Raw genomic sequence first — 18,243 nt, 5'->3', positions numbered from 1 at the left:
GGGCGGGTGGAGCTTTGGGGGACTCGATGGGAGTTGGGGATCGCGCACTTCCGCTGACGCGTGGGCAGCTGGACATCTGGCTCTCGCAGGAAACGGGCTACGTCGGCACGGAGTGGCAGCTCGGGCTCTTGATCAAAATCGAGGGTTCGCTAGATCGTGACGCCCTCGAGCGCGCCCTCCGTCAGGCCGTTGCCGAGGCCGAGGCCGGCAGGGTGTCGTTCTTCGAGGTCGACGGCCAGGTTGTGCAAAAACCGATCGACTACCCGGACTTTGAGCTCGACTTCCATGACCTGACTTCCTTGCCCGACCCGGTGGGGGAAGCCCGGGCGATGGCCTCGTCGATCCAGCGCACGCCGATGGCATTGAACGGCCAGCTGTTCAAATTCGTGTTGTTCCAAACACAGGCTGCCGAGTTCTATTTGTTCGGCTGCTGCCACCACATTGCAGTCGACGGATTGGGTATGGCGCTGGTATGCCGTCGGGTTTCGACGATTTATTCGGCGATGGTCGCCGGAAAGCCCATTCCCGATGCCTATTTCGGTTCGGCGCAGGATTTGGTCGACATCGAGTCGGAATACGAAGCGTCGCCCGATTATCTGGACGATCAGGCGTATTGGAGCAACAACCTTCCGCCGGAAACCGCATGGGTCGACCGGCCGGCAGCCGACACCACGAGCGGCAAAGACCACTACTCGCCGTCAGCTTCCGTCCAGTTGGACCCGTCCGTCACCACCCGGATCAAGGAGCTGTCCAAGAAGCTGGGCATCCGCCGGTTCTCCGTCACCACCGCGGCGTGCGCGCTCTTGGTGCGCGCGTGGTCGGGGAGCGGTTCGCAGGTGGCACTCGACTTCCCGGTGAGCCGGCGGGTCCGTCCGGAGTCGAAAACACTTCCCGGAATGTTCGCCGGGGTGGTGCCGCTGGTCTTGAACACCGAGCCCACGGCTACCGTCGCCGACTTCTGCAAACACGTCGACACGCGAATCCGGGAGCTGCTGCAACATCAGCGCTTTCCGGTGCACACCCTCGAGAGCGACGGCCTGCGGCAGGCGGCGAACCGGGTCGGCATCAACTTCCTCCCGATGAGGCTCACGCTGGACCTCGCAGGGTCCCCGGCGACGGCGACGTACACGAACCACGGGCCCGTGGGGCACTTCAGTTTGTTCTTCATGGGCGCGGGTGACCAGCTCTTCCTCAGCACCGCGGGACCGGGGCAACCGTTCGCGGATTTCGGCGTCGCCGACCTGGCGGCGCGCATGCAGCAGGTGCTGGAGGAGATGACCGCCGACCCGGAGCGGTGGCTGGCCTCCATCGATCTGCTGGCCGCCGACGAGCCGGCCCAAATCGACGAGTGGAGCAACCGGGCGGCCCTGACCGAGCCGGTGCCCGCCCCGGTGTCGATCCCGGTGGCGTTCGCCGAACACGTGCAGCGCTCGCCCGAGGCGCCGGCGATGACTTGTGCCGCCAAGTCGTTGACGTACGCCGAACTCGACGAGGCCTCCAACCGGCTCGCCCACCTGCTCGCCGGTCACGGCGTGGGCCCGGGTGGATGCGTCGCGGTCATGTTCCCCCGGTGCACCGACGCGATCGTGGCGATGGTCGCGGTGCTGAAGACCGGTGCTGCCTACGTGCCAATCGACCCGGCGCACTCCGCGGCGCGCATGGAATTCGTGCTGGCCGACGCCGGACCAAGCGCGGTGATCACCACGGCGGACCTGCGCTCGCGGCTGGACGGGCGCGACCTGTTGGTCGTCGACGTGCACGACCCGGCCGTCGAGACCCAGCCCAATACCGCGCTGCCCGCGCCGGCCGCGGACAACATCGCGTACATCATCTACACCTCCGGAACCACCGGCACCCCCAAAGGCGTTGCGATTCCTCACCTCAACGTCACGTGGCTGATCGAGTCGCTCGACGCCGGCTTGCCCAAGGGACAGGTGTGGACGCAGTGCCATTCCGCGGCCTTCGACTTCTCGGTGTGGGAGATCTTCGGGGCCCTGCTGCGGGGCAGGCGCCTGCTGGTGGTGCCCGAGTCGGTGGCGAGCTCGCCGGAAGACCTCCACGACCTGCTGGCCGCGGAAAAGGTCAGCGTGCTTACCCAGACCCCGTCCTCGGTTGCGATGTTGCCCGCGGAGGGTCTGGAGTCCACCGCCCTGGTGGTGGCCGGCGAGGCCTGCCCGACCGACGTGGTGGATCGGTGGGCGGCTCCAGGGCGGGTGATGCTCGACGCCTACGGCCCGACGGAAACCACGGTGTGCGCGTCGATCAGCAAGCCGCTGACCCCCGGATCCGCGGTGGTGCCGATCGGTTCGCCGATCGCGGGCGCGGCCATGTTCGTGCTCGACAAATGGTTGCAGCCGGTGCCGGCCGGTGTGGTCGGTGAGCTGTACCTGGCGGGTCGCGGCGTCGGCTGCGGGTACGTGCGCCGCGCCGGGTTGACGGCGTCCCGGTTCGTGGCCAACCCCTTCGGTGGGCCTGGGGCACGGATGTACCGCACCGGCGACCTGGTCTGCTGGGGTGACGACGGGCAGCTGCAATACTTCGGCCGCTCCGACGAGCAGGTCAAGATCCGCGGCTACCGGATCGAGCTCGGCGAAATCCAATCGGTGCTCAAGGGCCTCGACGGCGTGGAGAACGCCGCCGTGATCGCGCGCGAGGACCGCCCCGGCGACAAGCGTCTGGTCGGATACATCACTGGGACCGCCGATCCGGCCGCGATCCGGACCGCGCTGGCCGATCGCCTGCCGCCCTACATGGTGCCCGCCGCCGTGGTGGTGCTGGAGGCCCTGCCGCTGACGGGCAACGGCAAACTCGACAAGCGAGCCCTGCCGGCACCCGAATACGCGACTGCCGAATACCGCGCCCCTGGCGACGCGGTCGAGGAGATTCTGGCCGACATCTACGCCCAGGTGCTGGGGCTGGAGCGGGTCGGTGTCGACGCCTCGTTCTTCGACCTCGGTGGCGACAGCATTCTGTCGATGCAGGTGGTGGCCCGGGCCCGTGCGGCGGGGATCCTGTTCCGGCCGCGCGACGTGTTCGTCGAGCAGTCGGTTGCCCGGCTGGCCCGGGTGGCCGAGGTGGCCGCCGACGGCGCGGGCGGTGTCGCCGACGACGGCGTCGGGCCGGTGGTGGCCACTCCGATCATGCGCTGGCTGCAAAGCATCGAGGGGCCGATCGAGCAGTTCAACCAGACCATGGTGGTGCAGGCACCGGCGGGGGCGAGCGAGGCCGACGTGGTCGCGGTGCTCCAGGCCCTGCTGGATCGCCATGCCGCGCTGCGGCTGCGCGCCGACGACGACGGTGCCGGCGGCTGGTCGCTGCAGGTTCCCGAGGTCGGTGCGGTGGACGCGCGCGGCTGCGTGCATGCCGTCGAGACACTGTCCGAAGAGACGTTGGCGGAGGCGCGGTCACGGTTGAATCCGGCCGCCGGGGTGATGGTCAGCGCGGCGTGGGCGGAGTCCACGGGCCAACTGGCGTTGATCATTCACCACCTGGCCATCGACGGTGTGTCGTGGCGAATCCTGTTGGAAGACTTCAATATCGCCTGGGCCCAGCATCACAGCGGGCAGCCGATAGCCCTGCCGGCGCCGGGCACGTCGTTCGCCCGTTGGTCGTCGCTGCTTCAGGAGCACGCCCAGCGCCCCGACGTGGTGGCCCGGGCGGACGAGTGGCGACAGGTGGCGGCAACCCCGGCGGCGCTGCCGGCGGTGCAACCCGACGTCGACACCTATGTAACTGCCGGTCAACTCTCCGTCTCGTTGGACGTAGAGACGACCCGGCTGCTGCTCGGTGAGGTGCCGGCCGCGTTCCACGCCGGAGTGGGCGACATCTTGTTGATCGCATTCGGGCTGGCGTTCGCGGAATTCCTGGGTACCGGTGCGGCGCCGATCTCCATCGACGTGGAGGGCCACGGGCGCCAGGAGGAGCTGGCTCCCCGGGTGGACCTGTCGCGCACGTTCGGCTGGTTTACCACCAAATACCCGGTGGCGCTGAAGGGCCGCCGGCTGAACTGGTCGCAGGTGGTGGCCGGCGAGGCCGCGCTGGGCGCGGTGATCAAGGACGCCAAGGAGCAGCTGCGCGCGCTGCCCGACGGCCTGACCTACGGCTTGCTGCGCTACCTGAACGCCGACGTGGACCTGGACGGCGCGGACCCGGTCATCGGGTTCAACTATCTGGGACGGCTCGGCGCGGGCGCCGACCTCTCCGACGATCTGTGGCGGGTCAGCCACGACAGCTTGGCCGTCGCGGCCGTGGCCACCGCGGTACCGATGCCGCTGGCGCACACGGTGGAAGTCAACGCCGGCACCATGGACACCGAGGCGGGCCCGCACCTGCAGGCCAACTGGACGTGGGCCCCGTCGGCGCTGGACCGCGAGCGCGTTAACCGGTTGAGCCAGTTGTGGTTTGAGGCGCTTGCCGGGATCTGCGCGCACGTCAAGGCCGGCGGCGGTGGGTTGACCCCGTCGGACATCGCGCCGGCGCAGCTCAGCCAGCAACAGATCGACGAGCTCTGTCGGCGAGGCGGCGTCGCCGACGTGCTGCCGCTGACCCCCGTGCAGCAGGGATTGCTGTTCCACACTGCCTTCGCGCAGGACATGGACGACCTGTATGCGGTGCAGCTCGGGATCACCGTCAGTGGCGCCCTCGACGCGGCGCGCCTGCGCGAGGCGGTGCACACCGCCGTCAAGCGGCACCCCAACCTGGTCGCCCGGTTCTCCGAAGATTTCGGCGAGCCGGTGCAGGTCATCCCCGCCGATCCGCGGATGGCATGGCGATACGTCGAACTGGACGCCGGCAATGTCGATGAGCAGGTCGAGCGGCTGGCCGCCGACGAGCGCGCCGCGGTGTGCGACCTCGCCGAGAAGCCGTCGTTCCGGGCCGCGCTGATCCGCACCGCACCCGACCGGCACCGGTTCGTGCTGACCATCCACCACATCGTGGTGGACGGCTGGTCGCTGCCCGTCCTGCTGCAGGAGATCTTCGCGAGCTACTACGGGGAGCGGCTGCCCGCCGCACCGGCTTATCGGAGCTTCGTCACCTGGCTGACCAACCAGGACCGCGCCGCCGCGCAAGCGGCATGGGCGCAGGCGCTGGCCGGCTTCGAGACCCCCACCCTGGTGGGTCCCCTCGGACAGATCGGGCGGCGCGGCGTCGCCGCGTTCCATGTGCCCGCCGAGACCACGAAGGCGCTGGGCGAGCTGGCGCGTTCTTGCCGCACCACCATCAGCACCGTGCTGCAGGGCGCGTGGACGCAGCTGCTGACGTGGCTGACCGGGCAACACGATGTGGCCTTCGGCACCGCGGTCTCGGGGCGGCCCCACGAATTGGCCGGCGCGGACGCGATGGTCGGCCTGCTGATCAACACGGTGCCGGTGCGCGCGACCATCACCGCGACGACCACCGTGGCCGAGCTGCTCGACCAACTGCAACGCCTGCACAACGACACCGTCGATTACGAGCACCTGGCGCTGCCCGAGATCCACCGCGTCACCGGTCACGACCAGTTGTTCGACACCCTTTTCCTCTACGAGAACTATCCGATCGACGCGGGCGCGCTGCTGGGCGTCCACGAATTGGCCGTCACCGATTTCAGCAGCCGGGAGTACAACCACTACCCGCTGTCCGTGGTGGCTTCCCCGGGCCACGAACTCAGCCTGCGCGTCGAATTCGACACCGAGGTATTCAGCGCCGCCGCCATCGACACGCTGATCGAGCGGTTGCAGCAGGTGATGGTGGCCATGACCGCCGACCCCTCCCGCCGCCTGTCCTCGATCGACCTGCTCGACGCCGCCGAGCACGGCCGGCTCGACGAGTGGGGCAATCGGGCGGTGGTGGCCGAGACGGCGCCGAAGCTGGCCTCGATTCCGGAGTTGTTCGCCGCCCAGGCGGCCCGCGCCCCGGAGGCGGTGGCCATCACCCACGGCGACCGTTCGTGGTCGTATGGCGAGGTCGAAGAGTCCGCTAACCGGTTGGCCCACCTGCTGTTGAGCCGCGGTGCCGGCCCGGGGGAGCGCGTCGCGGTGCTGTTCCCCCGGACGGCCGAGGCCGTGGTGGCGATATTGGCGGTGCTCAAGACCGGGGCGGCCTACCTGCCGGTCGACCCCACGGTGCCGGCGGCGCGGATCGAGTTCGTGCTTGGCGACGCCGCGCCGATCGCGGCCGTCACCACCGCGGACGTGCGGTCGCGGCTGGACGGGTCGGACCTGGAGATCGTCGAATTCGACGACCCCGCCGTCGCGACCCAACCCACCGACGGGCTGGCGGCGCCTTCCGCGGAGAACATCGCCTACATCATCTATACGTCCGGCACCACCGGCACTCCGAAGGGTGTGGCGGTGCCGCACCGCAACGTCACCCAGCTGCTGGAGTCGTTGGACGCGCAGCTGGCGCTCGGGCAGGTGTGGACGCAGTGCCACTCGCTGGCGTTCGACTTCTCGGTGTGGGAGATCTTCGGGTCGCTGTTGTACGGCGGCCGGCTGGTGATCGTGCCCGACAACGTGGTCCGTTCGCCCGAAGAGCTGCACGCCATGCTGGTTCGCGAGCAGGTCAGCGTGCTCAGCCAGACGCCGTCGGCGTTCTACGCGCTGCAGACCGCGGACTCGCTGGCGCCCGAGCTGGGCCAACAGCTCAAGCTGCAGACGGTGGTGTTCGGTGGTGAGGCGCTCGAGCCGCATCGGCTGGGCAAGTGGTTGCACAACCACCCAGGGTTGCCGCGGCTGATCAACATGTACGGCATCACCGAGACCACGGTGCACGCCTCGTTCCGCGAGATCGTCGACGGCGACGTCGACAGCAACGCGAGTCCGATCGGGCTGCCGCTGGCGCATCTGGGCTTCTTTGTCCTCGACGGGTGGTTGCGGCCGGTGCCCGAGGGCGTGGTCGGCGAGTTGTATGTGGCCGGGCGCGGTCTGGCCTATGGCTATGTGGGCCGGTCGGGGTTGTCGGCGACCAGGTTCGTGGCGTGCCCGTTCGGCGGGGCCGGCGCCCGGATGTATCGCACCGGCGACCTGGTGCGCTGGGGTGCCGACGGTCAGCTCCAATACATGGGCCGCGCCGACGAGCAAGTCAAGATCCGCGGCTACCGCATCGAGCTCGGTGAGGTGCATGCGGCGCTGGCGGCGCTGGACGGGGTCAACGAGGCGGCGGTGATCGCCCGCGAGGACCGTCCCGGCGACAAGCGGCTGGTGGGCTACGTGACCGGAACCGCCGACCCGGCCGAGATCCGCAACCAGCTCGGCGAGCGGCTGCCGACCTACATGGTGCCCACCGCGGTCGTGGTGCTCGAGGCGCTGCCGCTGACGGTCAACGGCAAACTCGACACCCGCGCGCTGCCGGCGCCCGAGTACTCCGATGCCGATCACTACCGCGCGCCGAGCACGGCCGTCGAGGAGATCCTGGCCGGCATCTACGCCCAAGTCTTGGGTGTGGAGCGGGTCGGGGTCGACGACTCGTTCTTCGACCTCGGCGGTGACAGCATCCTGTCGATGCAGGTCGTCGCCCGCGCCAGGGCGGCCGGCGTGGTCTGCCGCCCGCGCGACATCTTCGTCGAGCAGACGGTGGCCCGGCTGGCCCGGGTGGCCGGTGTGGCCAGCGACGACGACGTCGTCGACGAGGGCATCGGCGAAGTGGTCGCCACCCCGATCATGCGCTGGCTGGAGAGCGTCGACGGTCCGGTCGAGCAGTTCAACCAGACCATGGTGGTGCAGGCCCCGGCGGGGGTGAGCGAAGCCGACGTGGTGCTGGTGCTGCAGGCTTTGCTGGACAGGCACGCCATGTTGCGGCTGCGGGTCGACGACGACGGCGCGGGGGACTGGTCGCTGCGGGTGCCCGAGGTCGGCGTGGTGGATGCCGCCGGGTGTGTGCACACCGTGGAGACGCTGTCCGACGCGGCGCTGTCGACGGCGGTCTCGCAGCTGAACCCGGCCAGCGGTGCGATGCTGCGGGCGGTGTGGGTGCCCTCCACGGGTCAGCTGGCGTTGATCATCCACCACCTGGCCGTTGACGGCGTGTCGTGGCGAATTCTGTTGGAAGACTTGAACCTTGCGTGGGCTCAGCACCACAGCGGCCAACCGGTGGCGTTGCCGGTGGGCGGGATGTCGTTCGCCCGGTGGTCGTCGCTGCTGGCGGAGCACGCGCGCCGACCGGAGGTCGTCGACCAGGCGGAGGCGTGGCGGCAGATCGCGTCGACGCCGGCGCCGTTGCCGGCGGTGCGGCACGACATCGACACCTACGTCAGCGCGGGTCAGCTCTCGGTGTCGCTCGACGCCGACACCACCCGGTTGTTGCTGGGTGAGGTGCCCGCGGCGTTCCGCGCCGGTGTGCAGGACATCCTGCTGATCGCGTTCGGGCTGGCCTGGGCGCAGTTTGTCGGCACCGGCGCGCCGATCGGCATCGACGTCGAGGGCCACGGCCGCCACGAGGAACTGGGCCCGCACGTCGACCTGTCCCGCACGGTGGGCTGGTTCACCACCAAGTACCCGGTCGCGCTGACGGTCGGTGGCCTGTCCTGGGGACAGGTTGTCGCCGGTGAGGCCGAGTTGGGCGCCCTGGTCAAGGACGCCAAGGAACAGTTGCGCGCCCTGCCGGACACGCTGACCTACGGGCTGCTGCGCTACCTGAACCCTGACGTCGACATGGACGGGTCGGACCCGGTGATCGGGTTCAACTACCTCGGGCGGCTGGGCGGCGCGGGCGACCTGTCCAGCGAGTTGTGGCGGCTCGACCAGGACAGCCTGGCGTCGGCCGGCGCGGCGACGGCGGTGCCCATGCCCTTGCCGCACACCGTCGAGCTCAACGCAGGCACGCTGGACACCGCCGCGGGTCCGCTTCTGCAGGCCAACTGGACCTGGGCGCGCTCGGCGCTCGAAGAGGGACAGGTCGGCCGGCTTAGCGAATTGTGGTTCGACGCCCTGAGCGGCATCTGCAGCCACGTCCGCAACGGTGGGGGCGGGCTGACGCCGTCGGACCTCGCTCCCGCGAGGCTGACTCAGCGGGACATCGACGAGCTGTGCCAGCGCTACCCGGTCGCCGACGTGTTGCCGTTGACCCCGCTGCAGCAGGGACTGCTGTTCCACACCGGCAGCGCGCACGGCAGCGACGACCTGTACGCCGTGCAGCTCGACATCAGCGTGAACGGTGCCCTCGACCCGCACCGGCTGCGCGACGCGGTCCACACCATGATCAAGCGGCACCCCAACGTGGTGGCGCACTTCGTCGAAGACTTCGGCGAGCCGGTGCAGGTCTTCTCGGCCGAGCCGGCGCTGTCGTGGCATTACGTCGAACTCGACACCGAAGACACCGAACCCGAGGAGCAGATCCAGCAGGTCTGCGCCGCCGAACGTGCCGCGGTGTGCGACCTGGCGGACCGGCCGCCGTTCCGGGCCGCGCTGATCCGTACCGCCGACAACCGGCACCGGTTCGTGCTGACCAACCACCACATCGTGCTCGACGGCTGGTCCAAGCCGATCCTGCTGCAGGAGATATTCGCCGCCTACTACGGGGTGCAGCTGCCGGCCCCGGTGCCGTACCGCAAGTTCGTCGCCTGGCTGGCCGCGCAGGACCGCGGCGCCGCCCAGGCGGCGTGGCGGCGGGTGCTCGCCGGGTTCGACACCCCCACCCTGGTTGGTCCGGCGGGCCGGATGAGCCTTGGGCCGCGGGGTGTCTCCTCATTCGAGGTGTCGGCGGAGACCACCCGCGCGCTGGGCGAGCTGGCCCGCTCGTGCCGCACCACCGTCAGCACCGTGCTGCAGGCCGCCTGGGCGCAGCTGCTGATGTGGCTGACCGGTCAGGGAGATGTGACATTCGGCACAGCGGTCTCGGGGCGGCCGACCGAGCTGGCCGGCGCCGACCAGATGGTGGGGCTGCTCATCAACACGGTGCCGGTGCGGGCGACGATCGGTGCCGAAACCACGATCGCGGACCTGCTGAATCAGCTGCAAACCGCCTACAACGACACGCTGGAGCACCAGCACTTGGCGCTGAATGAGATCCATCGTGTAACGGGACACGACCAATTGTTCGACACCATGTTCGTGTACGAGAACTATCCGATCGACACCGCAGCCCTTTCGGCCGTCGACGAGCTGGCTATTAGCGGATTCACCAACCGGGAATACAACCACTACCCGCTCTCGGTGCAAGCCGTGCCGGGTCACGAACTGGGTCTTCGCGTCGAATTCGATACAGAAGTCTTCGACCAAGGCAGAATCGAGAGGTTGATCGAGCGGTTCCGGCGGGTGCTGGAAGCCATGACCGCAGATGTGGAGGAGCAGTCATGACCGTCGGTGCAGGGCGGCGATTGTTGTCGATCGACTTGCTGGATGGCGGCGAGCACGACCGCCTCGACGAGTGGGGCAACCGGGCGGTGTTGACCGCGCCGGTGAAGGGGGCTGCGTCCATTCCGGCGTTGTTCGACAAGCAGGTCGCCCGTGTACCGGAGGCTCCGGCACTGACGTTCGAGGGCCGCACGCTCACGTATCAGGAGCTCGACGAGGCCGCGAACCGGCTCGCCCACCTGCTGGCCGACCATGGCGCGCGTCCGGGGGCGTGCGTGGCGCTGCTCCTGCCGCGGTCCGCCGAGGCGATCGTGTCGATCCTGGCGGTCCTCAAGACCGGCGCGGCCTATCTGCCGATCGACCCTGCGGTCCCGGCGGCGCGAATGGAGTTCATGCTCGGCGATGCGGCGCCGGTCGCCGCGGTGACGACGGCCGAGTTGCGGGCGCGGCTGGACGGGTTCGACTTGCTGGTCGTCGACGTCGACGATCCCGCGGTGGCCGAACAGCCCAGCTCGGGGCTGCAGGTGCCGACCCCCGAGGACATCGCGTACATGATCTACACCTCGGGCACGACCGGGACCCCCAAAGGCGTGGCGGTCACTCACCAGAACGTCACCCAGTTGCTGAAGTCGCTGCCCGCCGACCTGCCGAAGGCGGGTGTCTGGTCGCAGTGGCATTCGCTGGTTTTCGACGTTTCGGTGTGGGAGATCTGGGGCCCGCTGTTGCACGGCGGTCGCCTGGTGGTGGTGCCCGAGTCGGTGGCCGGATCGCCGGACGACCTGCACGCGTTGCTGGTCGCGGAGAAGGTCACGGTGTTGTGCCAGACCCCGTCGGCGGTGGGAATGCTCTCGCCGGACGGGCTGGATTCGACGGCACTGATCGTGGCGGGCGAGGCGTGCCCGTCCGAGGTGGTGGACCGGTGGGCGCCGCGTCGGGTGATGATCAACGCCTACGGCCCGACCGAAGGCACGGTGTACGCATCGATGAGCGCGCCGCTGAGCGCCGAGTCGGGGGCGCCGACGATCGGCTCGCCCGTGCCGGGCGCCGCGCTGTTCGTGCTCGACAAGTGGTTGCGCCCGGCGCCGGAGGGCGTCGTCGGCGAGCTCTACATCGCCGGCCGCGGTGTGGCCTCCGGCTATGTGCGCCGGGCGGGGCTGACGGCCTCGCGGTTTGTGGCGTGCCCGTTCGGGGCGCCGGGGACGCGGATGTATCGCACGGGCGACCTGGTGCGCTGGGGCATCGACGGCCAGCTGCAGTACCTCGGCCGCGCGGACGAGCAGGTCAAGATCCGCGGCTATCGCATCGAGCTCGGCGAGATCCAGACCGCCCTCGCGGGGCTGGACGGCGTTGACCAGGCGGCGGTGATCGCCCGCGAGGACCGCCCCGGCGACAAGCGCCTGGTCGGTTACATCACCGGGACCGCCGACCCGGCCGAGATTCGCACCCAGCTCGGCGAGCGGCTGCCCAGCTACATGGTTCCGGCCGCCGTCGTGGTGCTGGACGCGCTGCCGCTGACGGTCAACGGCAAACTCGACAAGCGGGCGTTGCCGGCGCCCGAGTACCAGAAGACCAACGGCGAATACCGCGCGCCGACCACGGCCGTCGAAGAGACGCTCACCGCCATCTACGCCCAGGTGCTCGGGCTGGAGCGGGTCGGCGTCGACGACTCGTTCTTCGACCTCGGCGGCGACAGCATCCTGTCGATGCAGGTGGTGGCGCGCGCCCGCGCGGCCGGCGTGGTGTGCCGCCCGCGCGACGTTTTCGTCGAGCAGACGGTGGCCCGGCTGGCCCGGGTGGCCGGCGTGGCCTCCGACGACGACGTCGTCGACGAGGGCATCGGCCCGGTGGTCGGAACCCCGATCATGCGCTGGCTGCAGCAAGTCGACGGCCCGACCGACCAGTTCAACCAGACCATGGTCGTCCAGGCCCCGGCCGGCGTCACCGGCGATGACGTGCGGGTGGTGCTGCAGTCGCTGCTGGACCGGCACGCCACGTTGCGGATGCGCGTCGACGACGACGGCGCCGGCGGCTGGTCGATGCAGGTGCCCGAGGTCGGGGCGGTCGATGCCGGTGCCTGCATGGACACCGTCCACGCGCTGTCCGACGGGACGCTGGTGGCGGCGCGTTCCCAGCTCAACCCCGCGGCGGGGACCATGCTGCGCGCCGTGTGGGCGGAATCCACCGCCCAGCTGGCGTTGATCATTCACCACCTGGCCGTTGACGGCGTGTCGTGGCGAATTCTGTTGGAAGACTTGAACATTGCGTGGGCTCAGCACCACAGCGGCCAACCGGTGGCGCTGCCGAACGCCGGCACGTCGTTCGCCCGGTGGACCGCGATGCTGGAAGAGCACGCCCAGCGGCCCGAGGTGATCGAGCAGGCCGAGGCGTGGCGGCAGGTCGCGGCGACCCCGGCGCTGTTGCCGGCGGTGCGCCCCGACGTCGACACCTACGAGACGGCCAAGCAGCTGTCGGTGTCGCTCGATGTCGAGACCACCCGCCAGCTGCTGGGTGAGGTGCCCGCGGCGTTCCGCGCCGGTGTGCAGGACATCCTGCTGATCGCGTTCGGGCTGGCCTGGGCGCGGTTCGTGGGCACCGGCGCGCCGATCGGCATCGACGTCGAGGGCCACGGCCGCCACGAGGAACTGGGCCCGCACGTCGACCTGTCCCGCACGGTCGGGTGGTTCACCACCAAGTACCCCGTCGCGCTGACCGTCGGCGAACTGGACTGGGCGCAGGTGATGGCCGGCGACCCCGCGCTCGGGGTGCTGGTCAAGAAGGCCAAGGAGCAGCTGCGCGCGCTCCCGGACCCGCTGACCTACGGGTTGCTGCGGTACATGAACGACGAGGTGGACCTGGACGGGTCGGACCCCGTGATCGGGTTCAACTACCTGGGACGACTGGGCGCGGCGGCGGATCTGCCCGGCGAGATGTGGCGGATCAGCCAGGACAGCCTGTCGTTCACCGGCGCCGCCAGCGCGGCGCTGCCCATGCCGTTGATGCACACCGTCGACCTCAACGCCGGAACCATGGACACCGAGGCCGGCCCGCACCTGCAGGCCAACTGGACGTGGGCGCCCTCGGCGCTGGACCACGAGCAGGTCAGCCGGTTGAGCCAGCTGTGGTTCGAGGCCCTGGCCGGCATCTGCGCGCACGTGCGCAGCGGCGGTGGCGGTCTGACCCCGTCGGACATCGCCCCCGCCCGCCTGAACCAGCAGCAGCTCGACGACCTCTGCCAGCAGTACGCGGTCGCCGACGTCTTGCCGCTGACCCCGTTGCAGCAGGGGCTGCTCTTCCACGCCAGCTTTGCGCACGACCCGGGCGACGACGTCTACGCGGTGCAGCTCGGCATCACCGTCACCGGTGATCTCGACCCGCATCGGTTGCGCGAGGCCGTCCACACCGTCGTCAACCGGCATCCCAACCTGGCGGCCCGCTTCTGCCCGCAGTTCGGCGAGCCGGTGCAGGTCATCCCGGCCGACCCGGTCATGGCGTGGCGGTACATCCAGCTCGGCGCGGAAGACCTGGAACCCGAGGAGAAGATCGAACAGGTCTGCGCCGCCGAGCGCGCCGCGGTCAGCGACCTCGCCAACCGGCCGGCCTTCCGGGCCGCGTTGATCCGCACCGCCGACAACCGGCACCGGTTCGTGCTCACCAACCACCACATCGTGATGGATGGGTGGTCGCTGCCGATCATGCTGCGCGAGATCCTCACCAGCTACTACGGGGACAGGTTGCCCGCGCCCGCGTCCTACCGCAGCTACCTGACGTGGCTCGCGGCTCAGGACCGCACGGCCGCCCGCGCGGCGTGGGGCGAGGTGCTGGCCGGGTTCGATGCCCCCACCCTGGTCGGTCCGCCGGCCCGGTTGGGCCTCGGGCGGCGGGGGGTCGAGTCGTATCGGCTGCCCGCGGAGAACACGCGCGCGCTGGGCGAGCTGGCCCGCTCGTGCCACACCACGATCAACACCGTGCTGCAGAGCGCCTGGGCGCAGTTGCTGATGTGGCTGACCGGCCAGCACGACGTGGCCTTCGGCACCGCGGTCTCCGGTCGGCCTGCGGATCTGGCCGGCGCCGAGTCGATGGTGGGCTTGCTGATCAACACGGTGCCGGTGCGCGCCCACGTCACCGCGGGCACCACGGTGTCCGAGCTGCTGCAGCAGCTGCAGCGGGCCCACAACGACACGATCGAGCACGAGCATCTGGCGCTGAACGAGATTCACCGCGTCACCGGTCACGACCAGCTGTTCGACACGCTGTTCCTGTACGAGAACTACCCGATCGACACCAGCGTGCCGTTGGGCTTCCACGAGCTGGCGATCACCGACGTCACCAACCGCGAATACAACCACTATCCGCTGTCGGTCATGGCGCTTCCGGGCCGGGAACTGGGCCTGCGCGTCGAGTTCGACACCAGCGTGTTCGACACGGCCGCGATCGAGTCGATGATCGAGCGCTTCCAGCGGGTGCTGGGGGCGATGACCGCCGACTCGAGCCAGCGGTTGTCGTCGATGGACGTGTTGGATGCCGGCGAGCGCGCCCGCCTCGACGAGTGGGGCAACCGGGCGGTGCTGACCGCGCCGATGGGCGCGACGGCGTCGATCCCGGCGCTGTTCGCCAAGCAGGTGGCCCGTGTTCCGGAGGCTCCGGCGCTGACGTTCGAGGGCCGCACGCTGACCTATCGGGAACTCGACGAGGCCGCGAACCGGCTGGCCCACCTGCTCGCCGAGCACGGCGCGGGCCCGGGCGAAAGCGTGGCGCTGCTGTTCTCCCGGTCGGCCGAGGCGATCGTGGCCATCCTGGCTGTGCTGAAGACCGGGGCGGCGTACCTGCCGATCGACCCAGCGGTCCCGGCTTCGCGGATCGAGTTCGTGCTTGCCGACGCCGCACCGGTCGCCGTGGTAACCACCACCGAGTTGCGGTCCCGGGTGGACGGTTGCGACCTGTTGGTCATCGATGTCGACGACGCTCCGGTAGACACCCAGCCCGTCACGGCGTTGCCGGCGCCGTCGCCGGAGGACATCGCGTACCTGATCTACACGTCCGGCACCACGGGTGTCCCGAAGGGCGTGGCGGTCACCCACCACAACGCCACCCAGCTTCTGGAGAAACTGCACGCCGACCTGCCGGACCCGGGCGTGTGGGCGCAGTGGCACTCGCTCGTCTTCGACGTGTCGGTGCACGAGATCTTCGGCGCACTGTTGCACGGCGGCCGGCTTGTCGTGGTGCCCGAGTCCGTGGCCGGTTCGCCGAAGGACCTGCACGAGTTGCTGGTCGCCGAGAACGTCACCGTGCTCAGCCAGACCCCGTCGGCGGTGGGAATGCTCTCGCCCGAGGGCCTGGAATCGACGGCCCTGGTGGTCGCCGGTGAGGCCTGCCCGCCCGAGGTGGTGGACCGGTGGGCACCGGGACGGGTGATGATCAACGCCTACGGCCCGACCGAAGGCACGGTGTACGCGGCGATGAGCGCGCCGTTGAGCGCCGACACGGGAGCGCCGATCGGTTCCCCGGTCCCGGGGGCGGCGCTGTTCGTTCTGGACAAGTGGCTGCGGCCGGCCCCGGAAGGCGTCGTCGGCGAGCTGTACATCGCGGGCCGCGGTGTGGCGTGCGGCTATGCGCGCCGGGCGGGCCTGACCGCCTCGCGGTTCGTGGCGTGCCCGTTCGGGGCGCCCGGTGCGCGCATGTATCGCACGGGCGACCTGGTGCGCTGGGGTGCCGACGGCCAGCTGCAATATCTGGGACGCGTCGACGAGCAGGTCAAGATCCGCGGCTACCGCATCGAGCTCGGCGAAATCCAGGCGGCCCTGGCCGCTCTGGACGGGGTCGAGCAGGCGGCGGTGATCGCCCGTGAAGACCGCCCCGGCGACAAGCGGCTGGTCGGCTACATCACCGGGTCCGCGGATCCGGCCGCGATTCGCGCCCGGTTGGGCGAGCGCCTGCCGGCCTACATGGTGCCGGTCGCGGTGGTAGTGCTGGACGCGCTGCCGTTGACCGTCAACGGGAAGCTCGACAAGCGCGCCCTGCCCGCCCCGGAGTACCAGAAGACCGGTGGTGAGTACCGGGCCCCGGCCACCCCCCTCGAAGAGACCCTGGCCGAGATCTACGCCGGAGTCCTTGGGCTGCAGCGCGTTTCGGTCGAAGACTCCTTCTTCGACCTCGGCGGCGATTCGCTTTCCGCGATGCGGGTGATCGCCGAGATCAACACGGCCCTCGACGCGAACCTCTCGGTGCGCACCCTGTTCGAGGCGCCGTCGGTGCGACGCCTCGGCGAGCGGGCGGAACGCGATGCCAGCGGTGTGGACGACATCGAGGGCGGCGGGCCCACCTTTGCGTCCGTGCACGGTCGCGACGCCACCCAGGTCTACGCCAGCGATCTGACACTGAACAAGTTCATCGACGCCACGACGCTGGGCGGCGCGCCGTCGCTGCCCGGCCCGAGCTCGGAGGTGCGGACGGTCCTGCTGACCGGGGCGACGGGCTTCCTGGGCCGGTACCTGGCGCTCCAGTGGCTCGAGCAGCTGGAGCTGGTCGACGGCAAGCTGATCTGCCTGGTGCGCGCCGGCTCGGACGAGGAGGCGTGGCAGCGGCTGGAGAAGACGTTCGACAGCGGCGACCCGCAGTTGTTGCAGTATTTCCAGGGGCTGGCGGCCGACCACTTGGAGGTCATCGCCGGTGACAAGGGCGCAGCGAACCTCGGCCTCGACGAGCAGACCTGGCAGCGGCTGGCGGACACCGTGGACCTGATCGTCGACTCGGCGGCCCTGGTCAACGGCGTGCTGCCGTACAGCGAGCTGTTCGGCCCCAACGTGGCGGGCACCGCGGAGCTGATCCGGGTGGCGCTGACCACCAAGCTGAAGCCCTACGCGTATGTGTCGACCTCCGATGTGGGCCGCCAGATCGACCCGGCGGTGTTCACCGAGGACGCCGACATCCGGGTCATCAGCCCGATCCGCAAGATCGACGGCAGCTACGCCAACGGTTACGGCAACAGCAAGTGGGCCGGCGAGGTGTTGCTGCGCGAGGCCCACGACCTGTGCGGGCTGCCGGTCTCGGTGTTCCGCTCCGACATGATCCTGTCCGACACCAGCTACGCCGGCCAGTTCAACCTGTCGGACATGTTCACCCGGATGGTGTTGAGCCTGGTGGCTACCGGCATCGCGCCGCGCTCGTTCTACCAGTTGGACGCCGAGGGCAACCGGCAACGCGCGCACTTTGATGCGCTGCCGGTGGAGTTCGTCGCCGAGGCGGTCACCACGCTGGGCACCCAGGTGATGGAAGGGTTCGAGACGTATCACGTGATGAACCCGCACGACGACGGCATCGGCATCGACGAGTATGTCGACTGGCTGATCGAGGCCGGCTATCCGATCGAGCGGATCGACGACTTCGGGGAGTGGCTCCAACGATTCGAGGCCGCACTGCGTGAGCTGCCGGAGCGGCAGCGGAAGCACTCGGTGCTGCAGATGTTGCAGGTGCCGGGCTACAACCAGCTGCAGGCGCCGGAGCCCGCCAGCGGGTCCTTCGCCCCGACCGACCGTTTCCGCGCCGCGGTGCAGGAAGCCAAGATCGGCGCCGACAACGACATCCCGCACGTCTCACCGCAGGTGATCGTCAAATACGTCACCGACCTGCAGCTGCTCGGTCTGCTCTAGCTCACGCGCTCGGTTCGGGACGACTCCGCGCGGGCCGTCCCGAACCGTGTATTCGGTTTGACCACCAGAAACATCCTTCGCGTATCGTTTAGCGCCGGTTACAGGAGTGCTGATAGGTAGCTAGGACTTTTTCGAAACCACTAGCGCACATTCTCGTCCTCGATTAATCTTTCGGACCAATCCACAATCATGCTGCCGGGGAAAGTGCCTGCGGCGCTGACGCCGGTGTCCAGCGATTTTGGTGGTCGCCCTCGGGTTGGCGATCAAGTAATTCCTGGGCACCGGCGGGCCGCTTCTTATCGACTTCGGGGCCCACGGCCACCGCG

Annotated in this window: 2 protein-coding genes; both read left to right on the top strand. The window is 69.5% G+C overall.

Going from position 1 to position 18,243, the window contains the following annotated elements:
* Positions 1-26 precede the first annotated feature (26 nt).
* Entirely contained in the window at positions 27-10,274 is a 10,248-nt protein-coding gene (locus H7J89_RS01865) for a non-ribosomal peptide synthetase (protein ID WP_264035891.1), read from the top strand.
* Positions 10,271-17,917: a non-ribosomal peptide synthetase gene (locus tag H7J89_RS01860; RefSeq protein WP_264035889.1), complete on the top strand. Its 7,647-nt coding sequence runs from the start codon at positions 10,271-10,273 to the stop codon at positions 17,915-17,917. The genes H7J89_RS01865 and H7J89_RS01860 overlap by 4 nt, the downstream gene beginning before the upstream one ends.
* The last annotated feature ends 326 nt before the right edge of the window (positions 17,918-18,243 follow it).

This window comes from Mycobacterium paraffinicum, assembly GCF_025822865.1.
GTDB classification, from domain to species: Bacteria; Actinomycetota; Actinomycetes; order Mycobacteriales; family Mycobacteriaceae; genus Mycobacterium; species Mycobacterium paraffinicum.
This window is presented reverse-complemented; position numbering and strand designations above follow the sequence as displayed.

Excerpts from the sequence above, each read along its gene's own strand:
- H7J89_RS01860 (WP_264035889.1), top strand. The coding sequence starts at position 10,271 with ATGACCGTCGGTGCAGGGCGGCGATTGTTGTCGATCGACTTGCTGGAT.
- H7J89_RS01865 (WP_264035891.1), top strand. The coding sequence starts at position 27 with ATGGGAGTTGGGGATCGCGCACTTCCGCTGACGCGTGGGCAGCTGGAC.